General features: G+C 58.9%; 21 protein-coding genes, 1 tRNA gene and 2 pseudogenes. 18 read left to right on the top strand and 6 right to left on the bottom strand.

What is annotated here, in order from left to right:
- Nucleotides 1-3: 3 nt before the first annotated feature.
- The 5 genes from QCBJ_RS24935 to QCBJ_RS24955 all read left to right on the top strand — a co-directional run bounded on the left by QCBJ_RS24935 (nt 4) and on the right by QCBJ_RS24955 (nt 3,988).
- Nucleotides 4-762 carry an MBL fold metallo-hydrolase gene (locus QCBJ_RS24935; RefSeq protein ID WP_012722776.1) on the top strand — a complete coding sequence of 253 codons (759 nt, stop codon included), beginning with the start codon at nt 4-6 and terminating at the stop codon, nt 760-762.
- A gap of 27 nt (nt 763-789) precedes the next feature.
- Nucleotides 790-1,503, top strand: coding sequence for a phosphoribosylaminoimidazolesuccinocarboxamide synthase (purC, locus tag QCBJ_RS24940; protein ID WP_010212191.1), 714 nt, complete (start codon nt 790-792; stop codon nt 1,501-1,503).
- A gap of 83 nt (nt 1,504-1,586) precedes the next feature.
- Nucleotides 1,587-1,676, top strand: a tRNA-Ser gene (locus tag QCBJ_RS24945).
- 554 nt (nt 1,677-2,230) lie between these two features.
- Nucleotides 2,231-2,500, top strand: a complete 270-nt coding sequence (locus QCBJ_RS30495) for a hypothetical protein (RefSeq protein ID WP_256581564.1) — start codon at nt 2,231-2,233, stop codon at nt 2,498-2,500.
- A gap of 192 nt (nt 2,501-2,692) precedes the next feature.
- On the top strand, nt 2,693-3,988 hold the full coding sequence (locus QCBJ_RS24955) for a colicin-like pore-forming protein (RefSeq protein ID WP_102061810.1): 1,296 nt from the start codon (nt 2,693-2,695) through the stop codon (nt 3,986-3,988).
- A gap of 24 nt (nt 3,989-4,012) precedes the next feature.
- On the opposite strand, the gene QCBJ_RS30850 is transcribed toward QCBJ_RS24955, so the two are convergent.
- Nucleotides 4,013-4,414 (bottom strand): colicin E1 family microcin immunity protein, encoded by a 402-nt coding sequence (locus QCBJ_RS30850; protein WP_371916687.1) that lies wholly within the window; start codon nt 4,412-4,414, stop codon nt 4,013-4,015.
- Between the two features lie 78 nt (nt 4,415-4,492).
- On the opposite strand from QCBJ_RS30850, the gene QCBJ_RS24960 reads away from it, so the two are divergent.
- Nucleotides 4,493-4,672 carry a hypothetical protein gene (locus QCBJ_RS24960; protein WP_043204949.1) on the top strand — a complete coding sequence of 60 codons (180 nt, stop codon included), beginning with the start codon at nt 4,493-4,495 and terminating at the stop codon, nt 4,670-4,672.
- 144 nt (nt 4,673-4,816) lie between these two features.
- On the opposite strand, the gene QCBJ_RS24965 is transcribed toward QCBJ_RS24960, so the two are convergent.
- A complete protein-coding gene (locus QCBJ_RS24965; protein ID WP_046034531.1) occupies nt 4,817-6,043 on the bottom strand; it encodes an MFS transporter in 1,227 nt (408 codons plus the stop codon).
- A 283-nt stretch (nt 6,044-6,326) separates the two neighbouring features.
- Between QCBJ_RS24965 and QCBJ_RS24970 the strand changes: the two genes are divergently transcribed.
- The 3 genes and pseudogenes from QCBJ_RS24970 to QCBJ_RS30860 all read left to right on the top strand — a co-directional run bounded on the left by QCBJ_RS24970 (nt 6,327) and on the right by QCBJ_RS30860 (nt 8,397).
- Nucleotides 6,327-6,581, top strand: a complete 255-nt coding sequence (locus tag QCBJ_RS24970; protein WP_012722780.1) for a hypothetical protein — start codon at nt 6,327-6,329, stop codon at nt 6,579-6,581.
- Between the two features lie 190 nt (nt 6,582-6,771).
- Nucleotides 6,772-7,539 (top strand): annotated as a pseudogene (locus tag QCBJ_RS30855) (MCP four helix bundle domain-containing protein); the annotation flags it as partial.
- A gap of 48 nt (nt 7,540-7,587) precedes the next feature.
- Nucleotides 7,588-8,397, top strand: coding sequence for a methyl-accepting chemotaxis protein (locus QCBJ_RS30860; RefSeq protein ID WP_370636466.1), 810 nt, complete (start codon nt 7,588-7,590; stop codon nt 8,395-8,397).
- A 5-nt stretch (nt 8,398-8,402) separates the two neighbouring features.
- On the opposite strand, the pseudogene QCBJ_RS24980 reads toward QCBJ_RS30860, so the two are convergent.
- A pseudogene (locus tag QCBJ_RS24980) lies at nt 8,403-8,833 on the bottom strand (hypothetical protein); the annotation flags it as partial.
- A 324-nt stretch (nt 8,834-9,157) separates the two neighbouring features.
- On the opposite strand from QCBJ_RS24980, the gene QCBJ_RS24990 reads away from it, so the two are divergent.
- Complete coding sequence (locus QCBJ_RS24990) at nt 9,158-10,060, top strand: LysR family transcriptional regulator (protein WP_102061812.1); 903 nt, start codon at nt 9,158-9,160, stop codon at nt 10,058-10,060.
- Here the strand turns inward: QCBJ_RS24990 and QCBJ_RS24995 are convergent.
- Entirely contained in the window at nt 10,052-10,810 is a 759-nt protein-coding gene (locus tag QCBJ_RS24995; protein ID WP_102061813.1) for a substrate-binding domain-containing protein, read from the bottom strand. The genes QCBJ_RS24990 and QCBJ_RS24995 overlap by 9 nt on opposite strands.
- Nucleotides 10,810-12,114, bottom strand: coding sequence for an MFS transporter (locus QCBJ_RS25000; protein ID WP_102061814.1), 1,305 nt, complete (start codon nt 12,112-12,114; stop codon nt 10,810-10,812). Before QCBJ_RS25000 ends, QCBJ_RS24995 begins: the two co-directional genes overlap by 1 nt.
- A gap of 247 nt (nt 12,115-12,361) precedes the next feature.
- On the opposite strand from QCBJ_RS25000, the gene QCBJ_RS25005 reads away from it, so the two are divergent.
- From QCBJ_RS25005 to QCBJ_RS25030, 6 genes are all read left to right on the top strand, one after another.
- The gene (locus tag QCBJ_RS25005) at nt 12,362-13,084 is read left to right on the top strand and encodes a GntR family transcriptional regulator (protein ID WP_012722786.1); all 723 of its coding nucleotides are present in this window, start codon (nt 12,362-12,364) and stop codon (nt 13,082-13,084) included.
- The gene (locus QCBJ_RS25010) at nt 13,081-13,869 is read left to right on the top strand and encodes an SDR family oxidoreductase (RefSeq protein ID WP_102061815.1); all 789 of its coding nucleotides are present in this window, start codon (nt 13,081-13,083) and stop codon (nt 13,867-13,869) included. Before QCBJ_RS25005 ends, QCBJ_RS25010 begins: the two co-directional genes overlap by 4 nt.
- 67 nt (nt 13,870-13,936) lie before the next feature.
- A complete protein-coding gene (locus QCBJ_RS25015; RefSeq protein WP_102061816.1) occupies nt 13,937-14,869 on the top strand; it encodes a 3-keto-5-aminohexanoate cleavage protein in 933 nt (310 codons plus the stop codon).
- A 63-nt stretch (nt 14,870-14,932) separates the two neighbouring features.
- The gene (locus QCBJ_RS25020) at nt 14,933-15,811 is read left to right on the top strand and encodes an SMP-30/gluconolactonase/LRE family protein (RefSeq protein ID WP_046034535.1); all 879 of its coding nucleotides are present in this window, start codon (nt 14,933-14,935) and stop codon (nt 15,809-15,811) included.
- A gap of 73 nt (nt 15,812-15,884) precedes the next feature.
- Nucleotides 15,885-17,207 (top strand): MFS transporter, encoded by a 1,323-nt coding sequence (locus QCBJ_RS25025; protein WP_046034536.1) that lies wholly within the window; start codon nt 15,885-15,887, stop codon nt 17,205-17,207.
- A 55-nt stretch (nt 17,208-17,262) separates the two neighbouring features.
- Nucleotides 17,263-18,588 (top strand): MFS transporter, encoded by a 1,326-nt coding sequence (locus tag QCBJ_RS25030; RefSeq protein WP_102061836.1) that lies wholly within the window; start codon nt 17,263-17,265, stop codon nt 18,586-18,588.
- On the opposite strand, the gene QCBJ_RS30085 is transcribed toward QCBJ_RS25030, so the two are convergent.
- A complete protein-coding gene (locus QCBJ_RS30085; protein WP_145994246.1) occupies nt 18,543-18,788 on the bottom strand; it encodes a hypothetical protein in 246 nt (81 codons plus the stop codon). The two genes, QCBJ_RS25030 and QCBJ_RS30085, sit on opposite strands and share 46 nt — an antisense overlap.
- 60 nt (nt 18,789-18,848) lie before the next feature.
- On the opposite strand from QCBJ_RS30085, the gene QCBJ_RS25035 reads away from it, so the two are divergent.
- Both QCBJ_RS25035 and QCBJ_RS25040 read left to right on the top strand, forming a co-directional pair.
- Nucleotides 18,849-19,772, top strand: a complete 924-nt coding sequence (locus QCBJ_RS25035; protein ID WP_012722791.1) for a LysR substrate-binding domain-containing protein — start codon at nt 18,849-18,851, stop codon at nt 19,770-19,772.
- A gap of 49 nt (nt 19,773-19,821) precedes the next feature.
- Nucleotides 19,822-20,184 carry a 5-carboxymethyl-2-hydroxymuconate Delta-isomerase gene (locus QCBJ_RS25040; RefSeq protein ID WP_093543821.1) on the top strand — a complete coding sequence of 121 codons (363 nt, stop codon included), beginning with the start codon at nt 19,822-19,824 and terminating at the stop codon, nt 20,182-20,184.
- Nucleotides 20,185-20,186: the final 2 nt, after the last annotated feature.

Below are 20,186 nucleotides of genomic sequence, written 5' to 3' on the forward strand. Positions count from 1 at the left end.
CCGGTGCGTTTTGCCGTTCTCGGCAGCGGTAGCCAAGGGAACGGTACGCTGGTCGCCCACGACGACACGTACGTGCTGGTGGATTGTGGTTTCTCGTTAAAAGAAACCGAGCGTCGCCTGTTGCGCCTGGGGGTTCACCCCGCGCAGCTGAGCGCGATTCTGGTGACCCACGAACATGCCGACCACGTGCATGGCGTGGGTTTGCTGTCTCGGCGCTACAATCTTCCGGTGTACCTCAGTCGCGGTACCTTGCGCGGGATGCGCAAACCCATTGAACCCGCAGGTTTCCTGGCCGGTGGCGAGCAGCTGCAAATCGGTGCCTTGAGCATCGATGTGATTGCCGTGGCGCACGATGCCCAGGAACCGACGCAGTATGTCTTCAGTGACGGTGAGCGGCGCTTCGGCGTGCTCACCGACCTGGGCTCCTACTGCGCCAAGGTGCTGGACGGTTACCGGAACCTCGATGCCTTGATGATCGAGTCTAACCACTGCCGAGATCTGCTGGCTCGCGGTCATTACCCCTACTTTCTCAAGCAGCGGGTGGGCGGCGAACTGGGACACTTGAACAACCACCAGGCGGCGTACCTGGTGTATGAGTTGGGCTGGCAAGACTTGCAACACTTGGTCCTGGCCCACCTGAGCAGCAAGAACAACCTGCCGCAGCTGGCCCGGCAATGTTTTGTCGACACCCTCGGGTGCGACCCGGACTGGCTGCAACTGGCCGATCAAGATTCAGGGCTCGACTGGCGACACATCGCCTAGCCCACCATTTAGCAAGCGGAGCCCATCATGGAAAAACGTGAAGAACTCTACCGCGGCAAAGCCAAGTCGGTGTACAAGACCGACGACGCCAACCGCCTGATCCTGCTGTTTCGCAACGACACCTCGGCGTTCGACGGCAAGCGCATCGAACAACTTGATCGCAAAGGCATGGTGAACAACAAGTTCAACGCCTTCATCATGCAGAAGCTCGAAGCGGCCGGCATTCCGACCCAATTCGACAAACTGCTGGGCGACAACGAGTGCCTGGTCAAGAAGCTCGACATGATCCCGGTTGAATGCGTCGTGCGTAACTACGCCGCCGGCAGCCTGGTCAAGCGTCTGGGCGTGGAAGAGGGCCTCAAGCTCAATCCCTACACCTTCGAACTGTTCTTGAAGGACGACGCCAAGGGCGACCCGTTCATCAACGAATCCCACGTCGTGGCATTCGGTTGGGGCACCGCTGAGCAACTGGCGCGCATGAAGGAGTTGTCCCTCAAGGTCAACGACGTACTGAGCAAACTGTTCGACGACGCAGGCCTGCTGTTGGTGGACTTCAAGCTCGAATTCGGTGTGTTTCACGACGGCTCCATCGTCCTGGGTGACGAATTCAGCCCGGACGGCTGCCGCCTGTGGGACAAAGACACCAAGAAGAAGATGGACAAAGACCGCTTCCGCCAGGGCCTCGGTGACGTTATCGAAGCCTACGAAGAAGTCGCCAATCGTCTCGGCGTACCGCTGTAATCGACGCAAGCATCTGATAGCACGGAAAAAATTCGCTTCGGCGCTTTGCTTTCCTGATCCACGCTGTTATGATGCGCGCCGTTGGAGAGATGCCAGAGTGGCCGAATGGGACGGATTCGAAATCCGTTGTACCTTCACCGGTACCTAGGGTTCGAATCCCTATCTCTCCGCCATATTATTGATGCTCTTGTAAATCAAGCACTTACAAGAGGTCACATAAAGCGTTTGTACCAGCGCTTTGTACCAAAATAAATAGCCCTGATCTGCGGATCGGGGCTTTTTTTTGTCCAAAATTTGACCAGTTAATGTGCTTGTGGGGCCTGTCTGGCTTTTACCTTGGCATTCCTGTCTTCATCCATGATTATTTCGCCTTAGAACCCCTGTGCAGGGTAGTTTGTACTGAAAATGACAGTAGGGTAGGTTGGTTGTTCGTAAGCGTCTCAATACGCTTCACAGCCCTACCCAAGGGAAATTATTTGATCGTGGTTCTGCCTGAAAGCCTACAACGCGCAAGGTGTGAAGGTTAAGTTCTTCACCGCAGATGACTTGATCACAGACAAGCTTTTCAAGCGGATCAGCGCCAAACATATCGTAGGGCATGACGTAACGATTGTTCCAAAGTCCAGGCGCTACCACTACTTCACAATCAGCTCTGTCACGTCCCTGAAGCTCAGAGGCCTGGCTCGCCTAGGCTTTCCCTACGCTGGTCGCAACGATCAAGGGAAGCTTGCACAGCAAGCTCACAGCGCCTGCTGTTGGAGTTGGTAGCCCTGATGACGCCGCTTTCTACCTAAAGGCATTGCGCGGGACGTTCGTGTACAAATCAATGCTGCATGGTGATGCGCTGGTTGACGATGTGAGCGATAGGAAGGTGGCAAGAGGAGCCTTTGCAGAACAATACAGCGGCGATGACGTGTTGGCCTTCCTAATGAGTCAGAGCCACATCCAATTGAGGGAGAATGCGTTTGAGCATGCTGTTAATGCTATAAATATCTGATTTTATAGTAAAAATACCAAAAATATGCACAAATGCATATTGTCGGTTGTGTGTAGAACTGGTTTTATGTACAGTTGTTTTGCCTGGTGTCTAGCATCGTATGAAGACAAGCAGGACGCAGCCTGCTTTTGGGCTGCTGAAATTTAAGATTTGTGCATTTCTAAAAAAATGCCAAGTCACATGGAGATTCTTATGTCTACAACAAATGGAATTGAGCTACCCCCTATCATCGTCACACCAGATCCACTTCCACCTCCGCTTCCACCTGTACCAGTTGTTGTACCGGGAGTACCCGGCGCACAGCCTCCAAATTCAGTAGATGTGCCTGTTGGTACCGACGTTGAGACCCTTCTGAGCCTTCCTGGAATCCGCTCCTCTTCGGATTATGTTTTGCCCATTGCAGGTAAAGCAGCTCGTGCTCAGGTGGACATTGAAACGGCCTATAATGCAAATTTTCCTAATATTCCAACCCAAACCGAAAGCGAAGTAGCCGCTGCGCTTGGTGATGTCGGCCTTCTGAGTGAATTGGAAAAAGCACAAAAAGAGAAAGCGGTAGTAGATGGGCTGGTTGCACAAGCACAAGAGTTACTTGTTAATAGTAATGCAGTTGCGAACTCTTATTTTGGAAGAGATCCTCTTGCAGTAGAATTCAAAAAGAATTCCGCCATTCTCGCAACTGATATTGTTAACGGAAAACGCCCAGGCACGCCGATTGAAATCTATCGATCTTTTATCGCTTCGATTTCAGCTGTTTATGAAAGTAAAAAGCTGGCTGAAAAAATCCGGATCCTTACTGAAAAGTCTAACGCGTTGACCCTTGCTGTTGCAGCAGCACAAGCTGCAGAGGATGAACGTATTGCGGCTGAAGCCGCAGCCAAAAAAGCTGCAGAGGAAGCAGAAGCAAAACGAATTGCCGAAGAACAAGCAAAGGCAGAAGAGGAAATTAAGGGGGCTATCAAATTCACTGCTGATTTCTACAAAGAAATCGGTGAAAAATATGGCGCTCAGATGTCTGCATTAGCTACAGATTTGGCTGAAACTGCAAAGGGTAAAACGCTTCGCAGTGCTGAAGAGGCTTTGAAGGCTTTTGATCAATACAAGGATCATCTGGATAAGAAATTCAGTGCTGCAGATCGTGCCGCCATCGTGAATGCTCTGGATTCACTTGATCGAGCTGAGCTGGCAAAAAACCTCAACCTCTTCGCGAAAGGGTTTGGCTATGCAAGCAAAGCATTTGATGTGTATGACTTGGTTGAGGAGGTCAAAAAAAGCTACGCATCGGGTGATTGGAACAATACTGTGCTGAAAATGGAAACACTTTTTGCCGGCAGTGCAGCGACAGGTCTAATTGCTTTTGCTTTCGGAGTGACCGTTTCCACACCGATTGGTATCGTAGCTTTTGCGCTAATTATGGCACTTGTCAGTGCTTATATTGATGACGCGCACGTGAAGCAATTTAACGATGCGCTTGATGCAATGCTGCCTTAAAAGAGAAGAGAGGAAGTGGTCTTTTTAGGCCACTTTTTTTAATGCCATATACATTAGGTAAATACCACAAATGGGAACTGCTAGGATCGTACAGACTACATAAAAGATAGCATATAGGCCATTTTTCCCAGGTGACTCAGTAAATAAGCCGGTAGTCCAGAATTCTGGCGTTGTGAAGCGAAGCGCAGTTTTTTCGATGATCATCCGCGAAAAAGGGAATAAAAAAGTACTGCATACACCCAGCGTTAAAAAAATGGGGTTTGTCCTTTCTACGAATGTTTCCCCACCAAACCAATTGGTAAAGAATAAAATGAAAATTCCTACCGAGATTATCAAGTTTCGGAAGTAGTATTTTATATACAAAGTATGCTCGCGTTTAAATTCAATTTTAGTTTGAATGCTACCGTGCTCAGTATCACATAGCAAATGTCATAGGTGCCGATGGGCTAATAGTGAGCCTCACCGACACATGATTTTCCTCATACCCGACGCCGGTGTATTCAAATGCACCACATTGAGTATCAGCGCTACAGCAAAGCGTTGATGCCTGAAGGGCTGCCGGGCTACTACGATGCCCATCTGCGTGATAAGACCATGAACCCGGAAAATGGAACAGGGGTGAGCACGGCAGCTAAAGCCAAGATCCTGGCAGATAAACTTATTGAGAAATGTGCTGCCAGCTAACAACCGCGGTTGTAGGTTGATCTGAACATCGGGGGCCATGGAATGCCATGAATGGTCAGAGGTTGCGCTCTCTGATCGGACCCCAGGAACGAAAAAGCCCCGTAATTTATTCAACTACGGGGCTTTTTCGTTTCTGGGGCGCGGTCAGGCGGGTTGAGCCGCCAAGCTATTACTGACCTTCCGCCCCAGCACCAGCACCGTCACAAAACCTGCACCCACCAGCGCCGTGGCCAGGCTCAACAGCACCGCGCTGCCCAGTTGGTCGACGATACGCCCGCCAAAGAACGAGCCCAAGGCAATGATCACTTGGAACAGGGCGACAAACAGCGGCATGCCGCGCTCCACATCTTTCGGCGCTACGACAAACATCCAGATACTGGCGCACGCCGGGAAGGCGCCAAAGGCGAAGCCCCATAGCCCGATCAGCATCGCTGCGCCGGTCATGCCGGTGGCGAAGTAGGGGAACAGGGCGGTGCTGGTGCCGATCATCAGCGCAACCAACAGCAGGGTGTGACGTACGCTGCGGTTGGCGGCGAAACCGGCAAAAATATTACCGAATACCCCGGCCACGCCAAAGAGCAGCAACAGCGAGCCAATGGTCGGTCCGTCGAAGCCGGAGCTGTATTTGAAGAACGGCGCGACATAGGTGTACGCGGCAAAGTGCGCCAGGCCGATCAGCAAGACAGCGATCAACCCGACACGCGCTTGCGGATTGATAAACAAGGCCGGCAGGTCACTGACGCGAATCGCTTTTTCCGGGGTGAGTCGGGGGAGGAGGAAGACCTGCGCCAGCAGCACCGGTACGCCCACCAGTGCGGTGACCAGGAAGGTCATGCGCCAGCCCATCAGGCCACTGAGCCAGGTGCCGACGGGCACGCCCAGTACGGTGGCCAGGGTCACGCCCATCATGATGATCGAAGTGGCCTTCGCAACATCCACGCCCTTGGGGGCCAGGCGGCCGCTGAGGGCGATGGCCGTGGCCCAGAAACCGCCGATGCTGATGCCCAGCAATACACGGCCGAACAGCAGCAGGCTGAAGTCGCTGGCGAAGGCCACGACCGAGTTGGCGATGATCATGATCAGCGTCAGGCCGATCAGCAGGTAACGACGGTCCATGGCGCCAATGCTCACAGACAGCAAGGGCGCGGCGAGGGCGGCCATGATGCCCGGCAAGGTCACCATCAACCCGGCGTGGCCGGCGCTGATGCCGAGGTCGCTGGCGACGTCATTGAGTACGCCCACCGGGAGAAACTCACTGGTCACCAAGGCGAAGGCGCCCACGGCGACCGAGAGAATCGCCAGCCACTGCTGCTTGAGACTTTGTTGATTGTGTTCGGGAAGGCCGCTAGGGGCCTGGCTGGCACTTGGCATAGTGTTGGGTTCCAGGGTTAACGTCGCCTGAAGCCAGGCGAAAGGGGAGGGAATAGGGAAGGGATTATAGGAACCCGTCTTGAAAATCGAGCAGGCGCTCCGTTCGATAGTAATCATCAGTGCAATCGATGCGACGCTCTAGCACGCACTACATGACCGGTACACCTTTCGCACATGCTTCCAAAACGTTGCCTACAAGCAGCGCGTTGCGATACCCCGGGCAACGCTTTACTTTGTGGTGGCGCTCGAGATGGAGTGCCCACAACTGCAAAGGAATTGCATCATGAGCAAGAATACGAAAGAAACCTCCGACAAGGTCGCGACGTTGGCGGCCCAAACGCTCAACAGCCCAGCCTCCTCAGCCCTCGCCAAAAGCCTCGCGGCTTCAGCGCTAGCCCAGAAAGACCACGACAAGCAGACGGGTGCAGAAATGGAGGCGAAAGCCGGGAGGGTACTCGGCGCCAATCACTACAACGAAACCACCAAAACGCTTGCCGCCTCGGTCCTTTCACAATCCAACAAAGAGCGCGGAAGCTGAGTCACCTCCGGTCGCTAAAAGAAGCCCGTGGTCGAAGAGGTTACGGGCTTTTTCGTAGCTGTATTTTTCTCCTTTTTTCCAGCAGCAGAAATATTAAGTAGCACTTTCATCCGCATCGCTAAAGTCCTGCCCCAGCAGGCCGAAACGCTCTTATACGACATCGTATCCCCAATAAGAGAGTCTCCTGAAAATGTCCCTTCGCAGCCTGTCCATCGCCCGCCGTGCGGGTCTGGGTTTCGCCTTGATTGCTTTGCTGGTGGCCCTACTGGGTTTTTTTGCGCTGTCGAACATGGCAAGCATCCGCGCCAGTGCGGTGCAGGTTGAAGGCGGGCTGGTGCCCAAGATGCGGCTGGTGGCGGACATCCGCGAAATCATGCTGCGCATTCGCACGATCTCTTTGCGCATGGCGCTGGACCCGAACCCCGCCAGCCTTGCGCAGTACCGCAGCCAGATGGACACCCGTAGCCAAGACCTGACGAAAAGGCTGGCCGAGCTCGATGCGGTCATCGACACCCCTGAAGTGCGTTCGCTCTATGACCAGTTTCAGGTGTCGCTGCGCCTGTACCAGCAAGGTCTGGCTCAGTCCTTCGTCCTCGCCGACAAGCAGCAGGGCGCCGAGCTTAACAAGTTGCTGCTGGTGGACATGAAAACCGTGGTCGATGGTTCGGGTGCGCAACTCAATGCCCTGGCTGACTACTACAACGCGCAGGTCAATCAGCAGGGCCAGGAGGCCGAATCGCAATACAGCCGTTCGCGCACCATGGTGGTTGGCTTCGTGCTGCTGGCCGCCTTGAGTACGGTGGCGCTGGCGTGGTTGTTGACTCGCAGCATCGTCGGTCCGCTGAGCCATGCGGTGCGGGCCGCCGAAAACGTGGCCCACGGTGACTTGACTCAAACGGTAGACGTGACCGGCGACGACGAAGTAACCCGCTTGCTCGTGGCGCTCAAGACCATGCAGTCCAACCTGCGCGGGACCCTGCAACTGATCCGCCAGTCGGCAGGGCAGATGGCATCATCCGCCACCGACCTGAATGGCATCACGGATCAAAGCAGCCGCAGCCTGCAAAAGCAGACCGCTGAAATTGAACAGGCCGCCACCGCCGTGAACGAGATGACCTCGGCGGCGGATGAGGTGGCGCGCAATGCCGTTTCCACCTCCGAGTCCACTCGCCTCTCCAATGAAACGGCGCGCGAAGGCCAGCATCGTGTCGGCGAAACTGTCAACGCCATCCAGGCCCTGAGCTCTAACATCGGTGAAACGTCGACGCTGGTGCAGAACCTCGCCGAGCAATCGCGCGATATCGGCAAGGTACTGGACGTGATTCGCTCCATTGCCGAACAGACCAACCTGCTGGCCCTCAATGCTGCCATTGAGGCTGCGCGGGCCGGCGAATCCGGGCGTGGCTTTGCGGTCGTGGCTGATGAAGTGCGCGCATTGGCGCACCGTACCCAGCAATCAACCCTGGAAATCGATCAGATGGTGACCGCGATGCGCACGGGGTCTGACCATGCACTCACATCAATGCAGTCGAGTACCCAGCGTGCCACCGATACCTTGGCGTTGGCTGAGGGCGCAGGTGGTGCATTGAGCCAGATCACCGACTCCATCGACCAGATTCACCAGCGCAACCTGGTTATTGCCAGCGCCGCAGAGGAGCAGGCGCAGGTGGCCAAGGAAGTTGACCGCAACATCGTCAATATCCGCGACTTGTCTGCTCAGTCCTCGTCCGGCGCCGGGCAGATCAATGGATCGAGCCGAGAGCTGGCGCAGTTGGCCGTCGCGCTGAACGAGGCGGTGGCGCGTTTTCAGCTGTAGCGGGACTACGATGACGGCGTGAGTGAATCGGACATCAGTTCCAACACCCGATCTCTTCCGCCTTCGGCCAGTACATAGGTTCCTCGACCGGTCGGCACAATCGACTGCGGCGCCTTCAGGAACGATTGGGTGTTCAGCCAGGAGTTTTCAGGTGGCTGAACACCTCCGGGTCGCTGCCGTCCTGAGTGAGTTCGCGCACCACGCCTTTTTTCTTCTCGGTATAGAGCATGCGCCCATCCGTGCAACGCACGATGGACTCGCCTTCCTGGACCCGGTCGCGCAGCACTGTCAGGCTCTGGTCGCTCCAGCGAGAGCGCAACAATCGCCCGAAGGGCTTGCGGTCTTCAATGGCGTAGAGGTCGTCGCCGTCATCCCACAAGCCCTGCACGTTCTCACCTCTGAACAGTTCGGTGACGACGCCGTCCTTGAGGAAAGTCCGCCGAGGGTGAGTAGGATTCAATCCTGCTTGACCATTGGCGTGATGCAAGAAGCAACTGATCGATGCCGATATCCGGCGTCTCGGCGTCTGTCCAGAACTGATGGGTTTCCATGAGTGGCTACGTCTTCCGTTGTGTAGGTCAGGCCGCAAGTATTGACCCATTTCGACGATTGCGTGGCCGCAGACGGCCGATAACCTATTGATATGTATGACTTCATATTTGTAGTAGGGTTATTACCGCAAACCTTTCTGCCATACATGGCGCCCCACCGGCTCCCATACGATAATGCCCACCACCCCGACCACTCTGGCTTCCCTCCCGTGATCATCAACTTCGACCTCAACGACCTCCAGGCCTTCCGTGCCGTGGTAGACAAGGGCAGTTTCCGAGGCGCCGCCGAGGCCATCCGCATCTCGCAACCGGCCCTGAGCCGGCGGATCGAAAAGCTCGAAACCGCCCTCGACGTAAAACTGTTCGAACGCACCACCCGGCGGGTCAGCCTGACCATGGTCGGCCGCGCATTCCTGCCCCAGGTCGAACGCATGCTCGACGATCTTGATGTGGCGTTGATGGGCATCAGCAATGTCGCGTCCACGCGCATGGGCAATGTGACCATCGCCTGTGTGCCGTCCACCGCGTATTACTTCATGCCCCACGTGATCTCCGAATTCCACAAGCTGTACCCGAAGATTCGCCTGCGGGTGCTGGATGCCAGTGCGGGTGAGGTGTGCAATGCGGTGGAGAGTGGCGAGGCGGATTTTGGCGTGAGTTTCAGCGGTAGCCTGGCCGATGAAGTGGAGTTCGAACTGCTGTTGCAGGAGCGCTATGTCCTGGCCTGTCGCCGCGACCACCCGCTGGCCCAGCGCGACAGCGTGACCTGGACCGAAGCCTATGAGTACGACTACATCACCGTCGACAAAACCTCCGGCAACCGCAGCCTGCTGGACCAGGCCTTGCGTGGCATACGGGTGAAAAAGCCGAGTATCTGCGAGACGCACCACGTGACTACGATGATCGGGCTGGTGGAGGCCGGGCTGGGCGTGGCGATGGTACCGTCGATTGCGATGCCGGCGCTGGAACACCCGATTCTGGTGAGTGTGCCGTTGGTGGAGCCACAGGTGATGCGCAATGTGGGTTTGATCAAACGCCGCGGGCGGACATTGCCCCCGGCGGCGCTGGAGTTGGAGCGGTTAGTGCGTGAGATGCCGTTTCGCTCAGCGTGACACCGAGTCCAGGCCGGTGGATTGCACCACCGGTTGCGCCTCGGGCGAGGCCAGGTAATGCAGCAGCGCCTTGGCCCGCGTCGGGTGCTCGGCGTTGACCGGAATACCCGCCGCAAAGCGCGTCACCGATTGCACGTCCTCCGGGATCTTGCCGACATAGGTCACACCCGGCACCGGCAACAATTCCGCCACCTGCTGCAAGCCCACTTCGTAGTCTCCCTTGGCGACCTGTTCGGCCACCGGGAGGCGTTCGATCATGGTGCCCTTGGCGGGCATGCCGAGCTTCTTGAACAGCTCTTTCTCGACATACACACCGCTGGCGCTGTCCGAGTACGCCACTGATTTGGCTTGACTCAGCACGGCTTTCAGTTCGGCGTCAGTCCCGATGGCAGGCTTTGGCACGCCTGCCTTCACCACCAGGCCGATGCGCGAGTCCGCCAGTTCCACACGGGAGGCCGGGTCGACCTTGCCTTGCTTGATCAACTCATCCAGGGCGTAGCCGACCATGATCACCATGTCGGCGTGTTCACCACGGGCCAGGCGGTTGGGAATCGCTTCCGGCGCCTTGCCCATCGACGGGCCGAGAATGGTGTCCAGGCTGTCGCCGCTTTGCTTGGCGTACTGCGGGCCGAGCAATTTATACGCGGCAGTGAAGCCGCCGGAGGTCATCACCTTGAGCTGTTCGGCCTGGGCCGTCAGCGCCACGGCGCCGAGGGCCAGGGCCGTCAGGGTCTTGAGCAGTGGCTTCATCACGCGGCCCCCTGCATGACTTGCCCACGGGCATTGGCGCGGCGATACAGCGCCAGGGTCGAACACAGGGCGCACAGCGCGGCGAACATCAGCCAGTAGGCCGGCGAGGCCTTGTCTTCGGTGATGTGGATGAACCAGGTGGAAATCGCCGGGGTAAAGCCGCCGAAGATCGCCGTTGCCAGGCTGTAGGCCAGGGAGAAGCCCGCCACGCGCACTTCCACCGGCATGATTTCGGTCAGCGCCGGGATCATCGCGCCGTTGTACATGCCGTAGAGGAAGGAGAACCACAGCAGGGTTTCCAGCATATGGGCGAAGCTTGGCGAATTCACCACGTAGGACAGCGCTGGATAAGCGGTGAGAACGGTCAGCGCAGTCATGGCGATCAGTACCGGCTTGCGGCCAAAACGGTCGCTCAACGTACCGCCGATCGGCAGCCAGACAAAGTTCGACACGGCCACCAGCAACGTCACCAGCAGGGCATCGGAAGTGCTCAGTTGCAGCACGGTCTTGCCGAAGGTCGGCGCGTACACGGTGATCAGGTAGAACGCAGTGGTGGTCATGGCCACCATCAACATGCCGCCAATCACCACCGTCCAGTTTTTCGCCAGGGTTGCCAGCACTTCGCGCATGGTCGGGCGATGCTTGCGGTTGGCGAACTCTTCGGTTTCCTGCAGGCTGCGACGCAGGATGAAAATGAACGGGATAATCACGCAGCCGATGGCGAATGGAATGCGCCAGCCCCAATCGGCTACCACCGCCGGCTCCATCCATACGTTCAGGCCATAACCCAGCGCGGCGGCGACCACGATAGAGATCTGTTGGCTGCCCGATTGCCAGCTGGTGTAGAAACCTTTGCGGCCCGGTGTCGCCATTTCAGACAGGTACACCGACACGCCGCCCAATTCCGCGCCGGCCGAGAAACCTTGCAGCAGGCGGCCCAGCAGCACCAGCAAGGGCGCCCACAAGCCAATGGTGTGATAACCGGGCACCAGCACGATCAGCAGCGTGCCGCTGGCCATGATCGACAGCGTCACGATCAGCCCTTTGCGGCGACCGACGTCATCGATGTAGGCACCCAAAATAATCGCGCCCAACGGCCGCATCAGGAAGCCCGCGCCGAACACGGCGAAGGTCATCATTAATGATGCAAACTCATTAGCGGAGGGGAAGAACGCGGCAGCGATATAGGTGGCGTAGAAACCGAACAGAAAGAAGTCGAACTGTTCGAGGAAATTGCCCGAAGTAACGCGGAATACCGCACCAACTTTCGAGTGGGCAGAGTCGGGTCGGGTAGGGCTAGTCATGGTTTTGTGTCTCCAGCGTTCTTTTTGAAGTGCTTGTCTCGCTTAAGACCTGGAATAGTGGCTGACACATTTAGAAATGAAAAGTGACAAATTTAAATGGATTGATGTTCGTTGGCTATCAATCGGCGGTGCAGTCGAAAATTCATCAGCTGTTTGTGCGTGCGATTTGGAGATGGGAAACTATTTGACATATTTGATTTGTGATCACATATTGGGGCCATAAGAACGACAACACAGGTTTTGCCTCATGACAGATGGTCCGCTCCTCCTGCCCACCCTGCGCCAGGTGTCCCGCGATACCTTGCAAGACCAGGTCTATCGCCAGATCCGCGAAGCATTGATGAGTGGCCGTTTCCAGCCCGGCCAGAAACTCACCATTCGCGGCCTCGCCGAAGCCCTCGGTTCCAGCCCGATGCCAGTGCGCGAAGCCCTGCAACGCCTCAGCGCCGAAAACGCCTTTGAAGTCACCGAAACGTCCCGTCTGCGTGTACGCCTTATGACGGTCGAACGCCTGCGCGAAATTCGTGATGCGCGGGTCGCCCTTGAAGGGCTGCTGGCGGAAAAAGCCGTGCTGCTCCTGCAAAAGGCCGACCTCGATGAAATCACCGACCTGTGCCAGCAAATGCAGCACGCCGCCGACGAAGTCGACGTGTCGCGCTACCTGTGGACCAACTTTGCCTTTCACCGGCGTATCTACGCCGTGGCCCAGGCCGAGTTGACCATGGCCGCCGTGGAAAACTTCTGGCTGCACATGGGCCCGTGCTTTGCGCTGGTCGCCCCGGATAAAGCTCACCTGCAACGCTCGATGGAGGCGCACACGCGCATCGTCGAGGCCCTGGCTGCCCGTGATGGCGCCGGTGCACGCGCGGCGGTGACCGATGACATCATGCAGGCCGCCGATTCCCTGGCGCGCCTGCTCGTCAAGAGCGACCGTTCGCGGTCGTCTGCTTCAGGAGGTAAACGAGCATGAGTGTCCTACAGCGGCTGCAGCCCTATCCTGGGTTACGTGTATTGATTTCCGGCGGGGCTGCCGGCATCGGTGAAGTGCTGGCGGCGGCATATCTGGAGGCCGGTGCCCAGGTGCATGTGTGTGATGTGAGCGAGCCAGCCCTGGCCGCGTTTCGCGACAAATACCCGGGCACCGTCGCCACCCGCGCCGACGTCAGTGATGCCGCGCAGATCGAGGCGGTGTTCAAGGTACAGCGCGAGCATTTCGGCGGCCTTGATGTGCTGGTCAACAACGCCGGGATCGCCGGGCCTACCGGCGGCATCGATGCGATCAGCGACGCCGAGTGGCAAGCCACCATCAACATCAATCTCACTGCGCAGTACCGGTTTGCCCACCACGCGGTGCCGATGCTCAAGGAATCATCCCACGGCCACCTGCTGCATATCGCCTCGGTGGCGGGGCGCTTGGGCTACGCGTGGCGCACGCCGTATGCGGCGACCAAATGGGCGATTGTCGGTTTGATGAAATCCCTGGCGTCGGAGCTGGGCGAGAGCGATATCCGCGTCAACGCCTTGCTGCCCGGCATCGTCGAAGGCCCGCGCATGGACGGTGTGATCCGCGCGCGTGCCGAACAGGTCGGCGTGCCCGAAACCGAGATGCGCCAGGAATACCTCAACAAGATTTCCCTCAAGCGCATGGTCACCGCCGAAGACGTGGCAGCCATGGCCTTGTTCCTCTGTTCGCCCGCCGCACGCAATGTGACCGGCCAGGCGATCAGCGTCGACGGTAACGTCGAGTACCTGTAAGCCACGGAAGAACATATCGCGCTGTACCCAGGATTTTTTTCATAAGAATAAAAGTCGGAGATTCGTCATGTCCAAAAAACGTCCTGTCATCATTACCTGTGCCGTTACCGGTGCGATTCATACGCCGTCGATGTCGCCGCATTTACCGATTACCGCGCAGGAAATTGCCGATGCCGCCATCGGCGCCGCCGAGGCTGGCGCCGCGATTGTCCACCTGCATGCCCGTGATCCGGTTGACGGCCGCCCCAGCCAGGACCCGGCGCTGTTCGCCGAATTCCTGCCGCACATCAAGGCCGCCAGTGACGTGGTGATCAACATCACCACCGGCGGCGCACCGACCATGGGCGTGGAAGAGCGCCTGCAACCGGTGATGCAGTTCAAGCCGGAACTGGCCTCGCTGAACATGGGCTCGATGAACTTCGGCCTCTACGAAATGCTCAACCGCTTTACCGAGTTCAAGCACGACTGGGAACGGCCTTACCTGGAAGAGAGTGACGACCGGATTTTTCGCAACACCTTCCGCGACATCACCCACATCCTCAATTCGTGCGCCGAGAACCGCACGCGGTTTGAGATCGAGTGCTACGACATCGGCCACCTGTACACCGCCGCGCATTTCCTCGAACGCGGCCTGCTCAAGCCGCCGTTGTTTATCCAGTCGGTGTTCGGCCTGCGCGGCGGCATCGGCGGCCACCCGGAGGACTTGGCACACATGCGCCGCACCGCCGACCGCCTGTTCGGCGACGACTACGTGTGGTCGATCCTCGGCGCCGGGCGTGGGCAGATTCCGCTGGCGACCATGGGCCTGTCCATGGGCAGTAACGCCCGTGTCGGCCTGGAGGATTCGCTGTGGGATGGCCCGGGCAAGCTGGCGGCGTCGAATGCCGACCAGGTACGGCGTATTCGCACGGTGATCGAAGCCCTCGGGCATCGGGTCGTCACGCCGGATGAAGCGCGGGAAATCCTCGGGCTCAAGGGGCGCGACCAAGTCAATTTCTAACCCGACAAACCGCCGCGTCAAGGCGCGGCCTGCATCCCGCACAACAACAATAAGGGGATCACCATGCGTATCGAAGTGCTTGTGGACGTCAAGACCACCCTGGGCGAAGGCCCTGTGTGGGACGTCGAGCAACAACGTTTGTATTGGATCGACAGCGCCGACGGCCGCATCCTGCGCTGCACCGAGGATGGCCGCGAGTTGCGCGCCTGGGAGGTGGGCCAGAAGATCGGCTCCATGGCCCTGCGCCACGCTGGTGAGTCTGCGATTGTCGCGCTGCAGAACGGCGTGCACACACTGGACCTCAGCAGCGGGGAGCTCAACCTGGTCATCGACCCGGAACCGCACCTGCCCGATAACCGCCTCAACGACGGCAAGGTCGACCGGCAGGGCCGTTTCATCTTCGGTTCGATGGACACGCTGGAAGACAACGCCAGCGCCAAGCTTTACCGCCTGGACGCCGACCTGAGCCTGCACACCCTGGACGAAGGCATCATCGTGTCCAACGGCCCTTGCTGGAGCCCGTCGGGAGAGACCTTTTACTTCTGCGACACCTGGTCCGGCGAGATCTGGGCCTACGACTATGACCTCGCCACGGGCAATGTGAGCAACCGCCGCACCTTCGCCAAGGTCGACACCTGCGGCGGTGGCGCCGCTGACGGCTGCACCGTGGACGCCGAAGGGTGCCTGTGGCAAGCCCTGGTCTATGCCGGGAAGCTGGTGCGCTACACCCCGGAGGGTCAGGTCGACCGCGTCATCCAGATGCCGGTGAAAAAGGTCACCAGCCTGACCTTCGGCGGGCCGAACCTCGACACCCTGTTTGTGACCTCTATGGCCAAGCCGCCGCTGCCGCGTTTCCCGGCAGACGGCCAGCAGCGCGGAGCGCTGTTCGCCATTACCGGGTTGGGCGTGCAAGGAATAGCCGAGCGACGGTTCGCCAGCTAGCGCGTGTGTTCAAAAAGGCATATTCCTTCGCAACCTTGTGTCAGTGCGCGCCCTTGCGCGCCTGGAGAGGCCCATGGCAACTATAAAAAAAGCGTCGCTGCGCAGCATTCACCGGCATTCCTGGGTATCCCTGCTGGTCTGCTGGATGATCTGGATCCTCAACGCCTACGACCGTGAGATCGTATTGCGCCTGGGGCCGACCATCTCCAAGCATTTCGATTTGTCCGCCGATCAATGGGGCACCGTGGCCACGGTGGTCATGCTGGCCTTGGCGTTGCTGGATATCCCCGGCTCGATGTGGAGCGACCGCTACGGTGGCGGCTGGAAACGTGCGCGCTTCCAGGTACCACTGGTGCTGGGCTACACCGCGATTTCGTTCCTGTCCGGCTTCAAGGCGTTGAGCGGCAACCTCGCCACCTTCATTGCCCTGCGGGTCGGCGTCAACCTCGGCGCCGGCTGGGGCGAGCCGGTCGGCGTCAGCAACACCGCCGAATGGTGGCCGGTGGAACGTCGCGGCTTTGCCTTGGGCGCGCACCACACCGGCTACCCGATTGGCGCGATGCTCAGCGGCATCGTTGCGAGTTTTGTCATCACGGTGTTTGGCGAGGACAACTGGCGTTATGTGTTCTTTTTTGCCTTTGTGGTGGCGCTGCCGTTGATGATCTTCTGGGCGCGTTATTCCACCGCCGAGCGCATCACCGCGCTGTACGTCGACATCGCCGCCAAAGGCATGACCCCGCCGGACAACGCGCCGGCCAGCCAAGTCAAAGGCGAAGCCTGGCGCACCTTTGTCGCCACCTTGCGCAACCGCAATATCGCCCTCACGGCCGGTAACACCATGCTCACGCAGGTGGTGTACATGGGCGTGAACATCGTGCTGCCGGCCTACCTCTACAATATCGCCGGGCTGTCATTGGCCGAGTCGGCAGGGATGAGCGTGGTGTTCACCCTCACCGGCATCCTCGGGCAACTGGTGTGGCCGTCGCTGTCGGACATCATCGGCCGGCGCACCACCCTGATCATCTGCGGGCTGTGGATGGCGGCGAGTGTCGGCGCGTTCTACTTCGCCAATACCCTGACGTTGATCATCGTTGTGCAACTGCTGTTCGGCCTGGTCGCCAATGCGGTGTGGCCGATCTACTACGCGGTGGCCTGCGACTCGGCCGAGCCGTCGGCGACCTCCACCGCCAACGGCATCATCACCACAGCGATGTTCATCGGCGGCGGCCTGGCGCCGGTGCTGATGGGCAGCCTGATCGCCATGGGCGGCGGTTGGACCACGCTGCACGGTTACACCGTGTGTTTCTTCGTGATGGCCGGCTGCGCCCTGGGCGGCGCGCTGCTGCAACTGTTTTCCCATCGCCCCCAGGCGTTGGTTGTGCAACTCGACTCCTAGAACAACACCGATGCGCCCCCCAGCCTGGCTGGCGGGGCGCCAAGAGGAATTGCCGATGACTTCCGCCCCCCACGCCCGCGAGCCGCAGGCGTTGAACAAACTGATGTTCGTCAAGCTGATGCCCTTGCTGATCATCGCCTACATCCTGAGCTTCCTGGACCGCACCAACATTGCCCTGGCCAAGCATCACCTGGACGTCGACCTGGGCATTTCCGCCGCGGCCTATGGACTGGGCGCGGGGCTGTTTTTCCTGACCTATGCGCTGTCGGAAATCCCCAGCAACCTGATCATGCACAAGGTCGGCGCCCGCTTCTGGATTGCGCGGATCATGGCGACCTGGGGCCTGATCTCGGCGGCCATGGCCTTTGTGCAGGGCGAGACCTCGTTCTACGTGCTGCGCCTGTTGCTGGGGATTGCCGAGGCCGGGCTGTTTCCAGGCGTGATGCTGTACCTGACCTACTGGTTCAACCGCGAACAACGGGCGCGCGCTACCGGTTATTTCCTGCTCGGCGTGTGCTTTGCCAACATCATCGGCGGCCCGGTGGGCGCCGCCTTGATGCGCATGGACGGTATGCTCGGCTGGCACGGCTGGCAGTGGATGTTCCTGCTGGAAGGCTTGCCGGCCGTGGCGTTCGCCTGGGTGGTGTGGCGCAAACTGCCGGACCGTCCGAGCAAGGCGCCCTGGCTGTCGGCCGAGGAAGCACGCGGGATCGAACAACGCATCGCGCTGGAAACCGAAGAGGGCGCGGGCGAGGGTGGGCACTCATTGAAAAACTGGCTGACCCCACAAATCCTGCTGGCGATCTTTGTGTACTTTTGCCATCAGATCACTATCTACACGGTGATCTTTTTCCTGCCGAGCATCATCAGCAAATACGGCGAGTTGAGCACCATGAGCGTTGGCCTGCTGACCTCCTTGCCCTGGATCGCGGCGGCACTCGGCGCGGTACTGATCCCGCGTTTCGCCACGACGCCGGGGCGTTGCCGTCGACTGTTGGTCACCGGGCTGCTGACCATGGCGCTGGGGTTGGGCATTGCGTCGGTGTCGGGGCCGGTGTTCAGCCTGCTGGGCTTTTGCCTGTCGGCGGTGATGTTCTTTGTGGTGCAGTCGATCATCTTTCTGTACCCGGCCTCGCGTCTCAAGGGCGTGGCACTGGCGGGCGGGCTGGGGTTCGTCAACGCCTGCGGGCTGTTGGGCGGGTTTGTCGGGCCGTCGGTGATGGGCGCGATCGAGATGAGCACCGGCAATGCGATGAACGGCTTGAAAGTGATTGCGCTGGTATTGGTGGTGGCCGCGTTGGCGGCATTGCGTCTGCGCCAGGGCCAGGAGGCGGCTCAGACCAGCAGCGAAGTCGGAAACCCGGAAGCCAGCACCAGATAAGCCACGACCGCCGCCAGGCATAACCCGACAAAGGCGCGCAGCAGTGTCCTGGCGGTGGGATGAGCGATGAACTTGATGGCCCAGAGCAAAACGCCGCCGAGCAGGATGCTTAAGGCAAGAATGACCAGCACGGCGGTGTTCCTGTGACCATTGAGAGCTGATTTATAGTCGCAAAGCGTCTGGATGAACAGTGCGCGCATAGACGCAGCCCCCCGCGCTTTCTAAACTGCGGCTTGGCTTGGGGAAAGGGGCTGGCGCCGATGAATCGCAATGAATTACGCAAGGCCGACATCAACCTGATGGTGGTGTTTGAAGCGTTGATGCTTGAGCGCAATGTGACGCGGGTGGCGGAGAAGCTGTTTCTCGGCCAGCCGACCATCAGTTCGGCCCTCAACCGCTTGCGCACGCTGTTCAACGACCCGCTGTTCATTCGCGTCGGCCACCGCATGGAGCCCACCGCGCGGGCCGAGGAAATCATCCAGCACCTGTCGCCGGCTCTGGATTCGTTGTCATCGGCCTTGAGCCTGACCCACGATTTCGACCCGTCCGTCAGCACCATGACGTTCCGCATCGGCCTGTCCGATGATGTCGAGTTCGGCCTGCTGCCACCGCTGCTGCGCGCCTTGCGCCAGGAAGCGCCGCAAGTGGTGTTCGTGGTGCAGCATGTGGACTACTGGCGCATTCCCGATTTGTTGGCCTCCGGCGATATCACCGTCGGCATCACCCAGACCCGTGGCCTGCCGGCCAATGCCAAGCGCAAGTTGCTGCGCCATATCCGCCCACGCTTGCTGCGCGCCGATGCGTCGGACACACCGCTGACCCTCGATGAATATTGCTCACGGCCCCATGTGCTGGTGTCTCACACCGCCAACGTGTCGGGGTTTGCCGATGAGTGGCTGGCGGAAATCGGCCGAAAACGCCACGTGGTGCTGTCGGTGCCGCAATACAGCGCGCTGCCGGCCTTGCTGGCCGGCACGGACCTGATCGCCAGCCTGCCGGACTACACCGCCGAGGCCATGGCGGTGTCGGGCCACCTGTTCTGCGAGCCGTTTCCGTTCGAGACGCCGACCCTGGATTTGTCCATGGTCTGGCTCAGCCATGTGGACACCGACCCGGCCGAGCGCTGGGTGCGTTCGCGGCTCGAGGCGTTTATGAGTGATCGAGGGTTGGCGACCCAGGCCTGACTCACGTGATATATCTACAAATCTTCCTACAACAAATTCGGAGCCCTCCATGCCACATCTGCACTTGGAATACACCGCCAACCTGACGAACCTGGCCGTTGAGAAAACCCTGTTGCGGCTCAATAACGTGCTGATGGCGTCCGGGCAGTTTGGTTCCGAGTTCGATATCAAAAGCCGAGCGCTCAAGGTCGAGAGTTTCCAGGTCGGCACCTCTCTCGACCCGCGTGGCTTTATGGCGGTGAGGCTGTCACTGCTCAGTGGGCGGTCGCCACAGGTCAAGAAACAGTTGTCGGAGAGCCTGCTGGCAGCACTGCAGGATCTGGGCGATTGGCCGGCGGATATCCAGGTTCAGCTGAGCGTCCAGGTGATAGATATGGATCGCGAGTCCTACAGCAAAGTCGCCATTGGCTGACA

The organism is Pseudomonas sp. QC2 (genome assembly GCF_002859085.1).
In the GTDB taxonomy this organism is placed as follows: Bacteria; Pseudomonadota; Gammaproteobacteria; order Pseudomonadales; family Pseudomonadaceae; genus Aquipseudomonas; species Aquipseudomonas petroselini.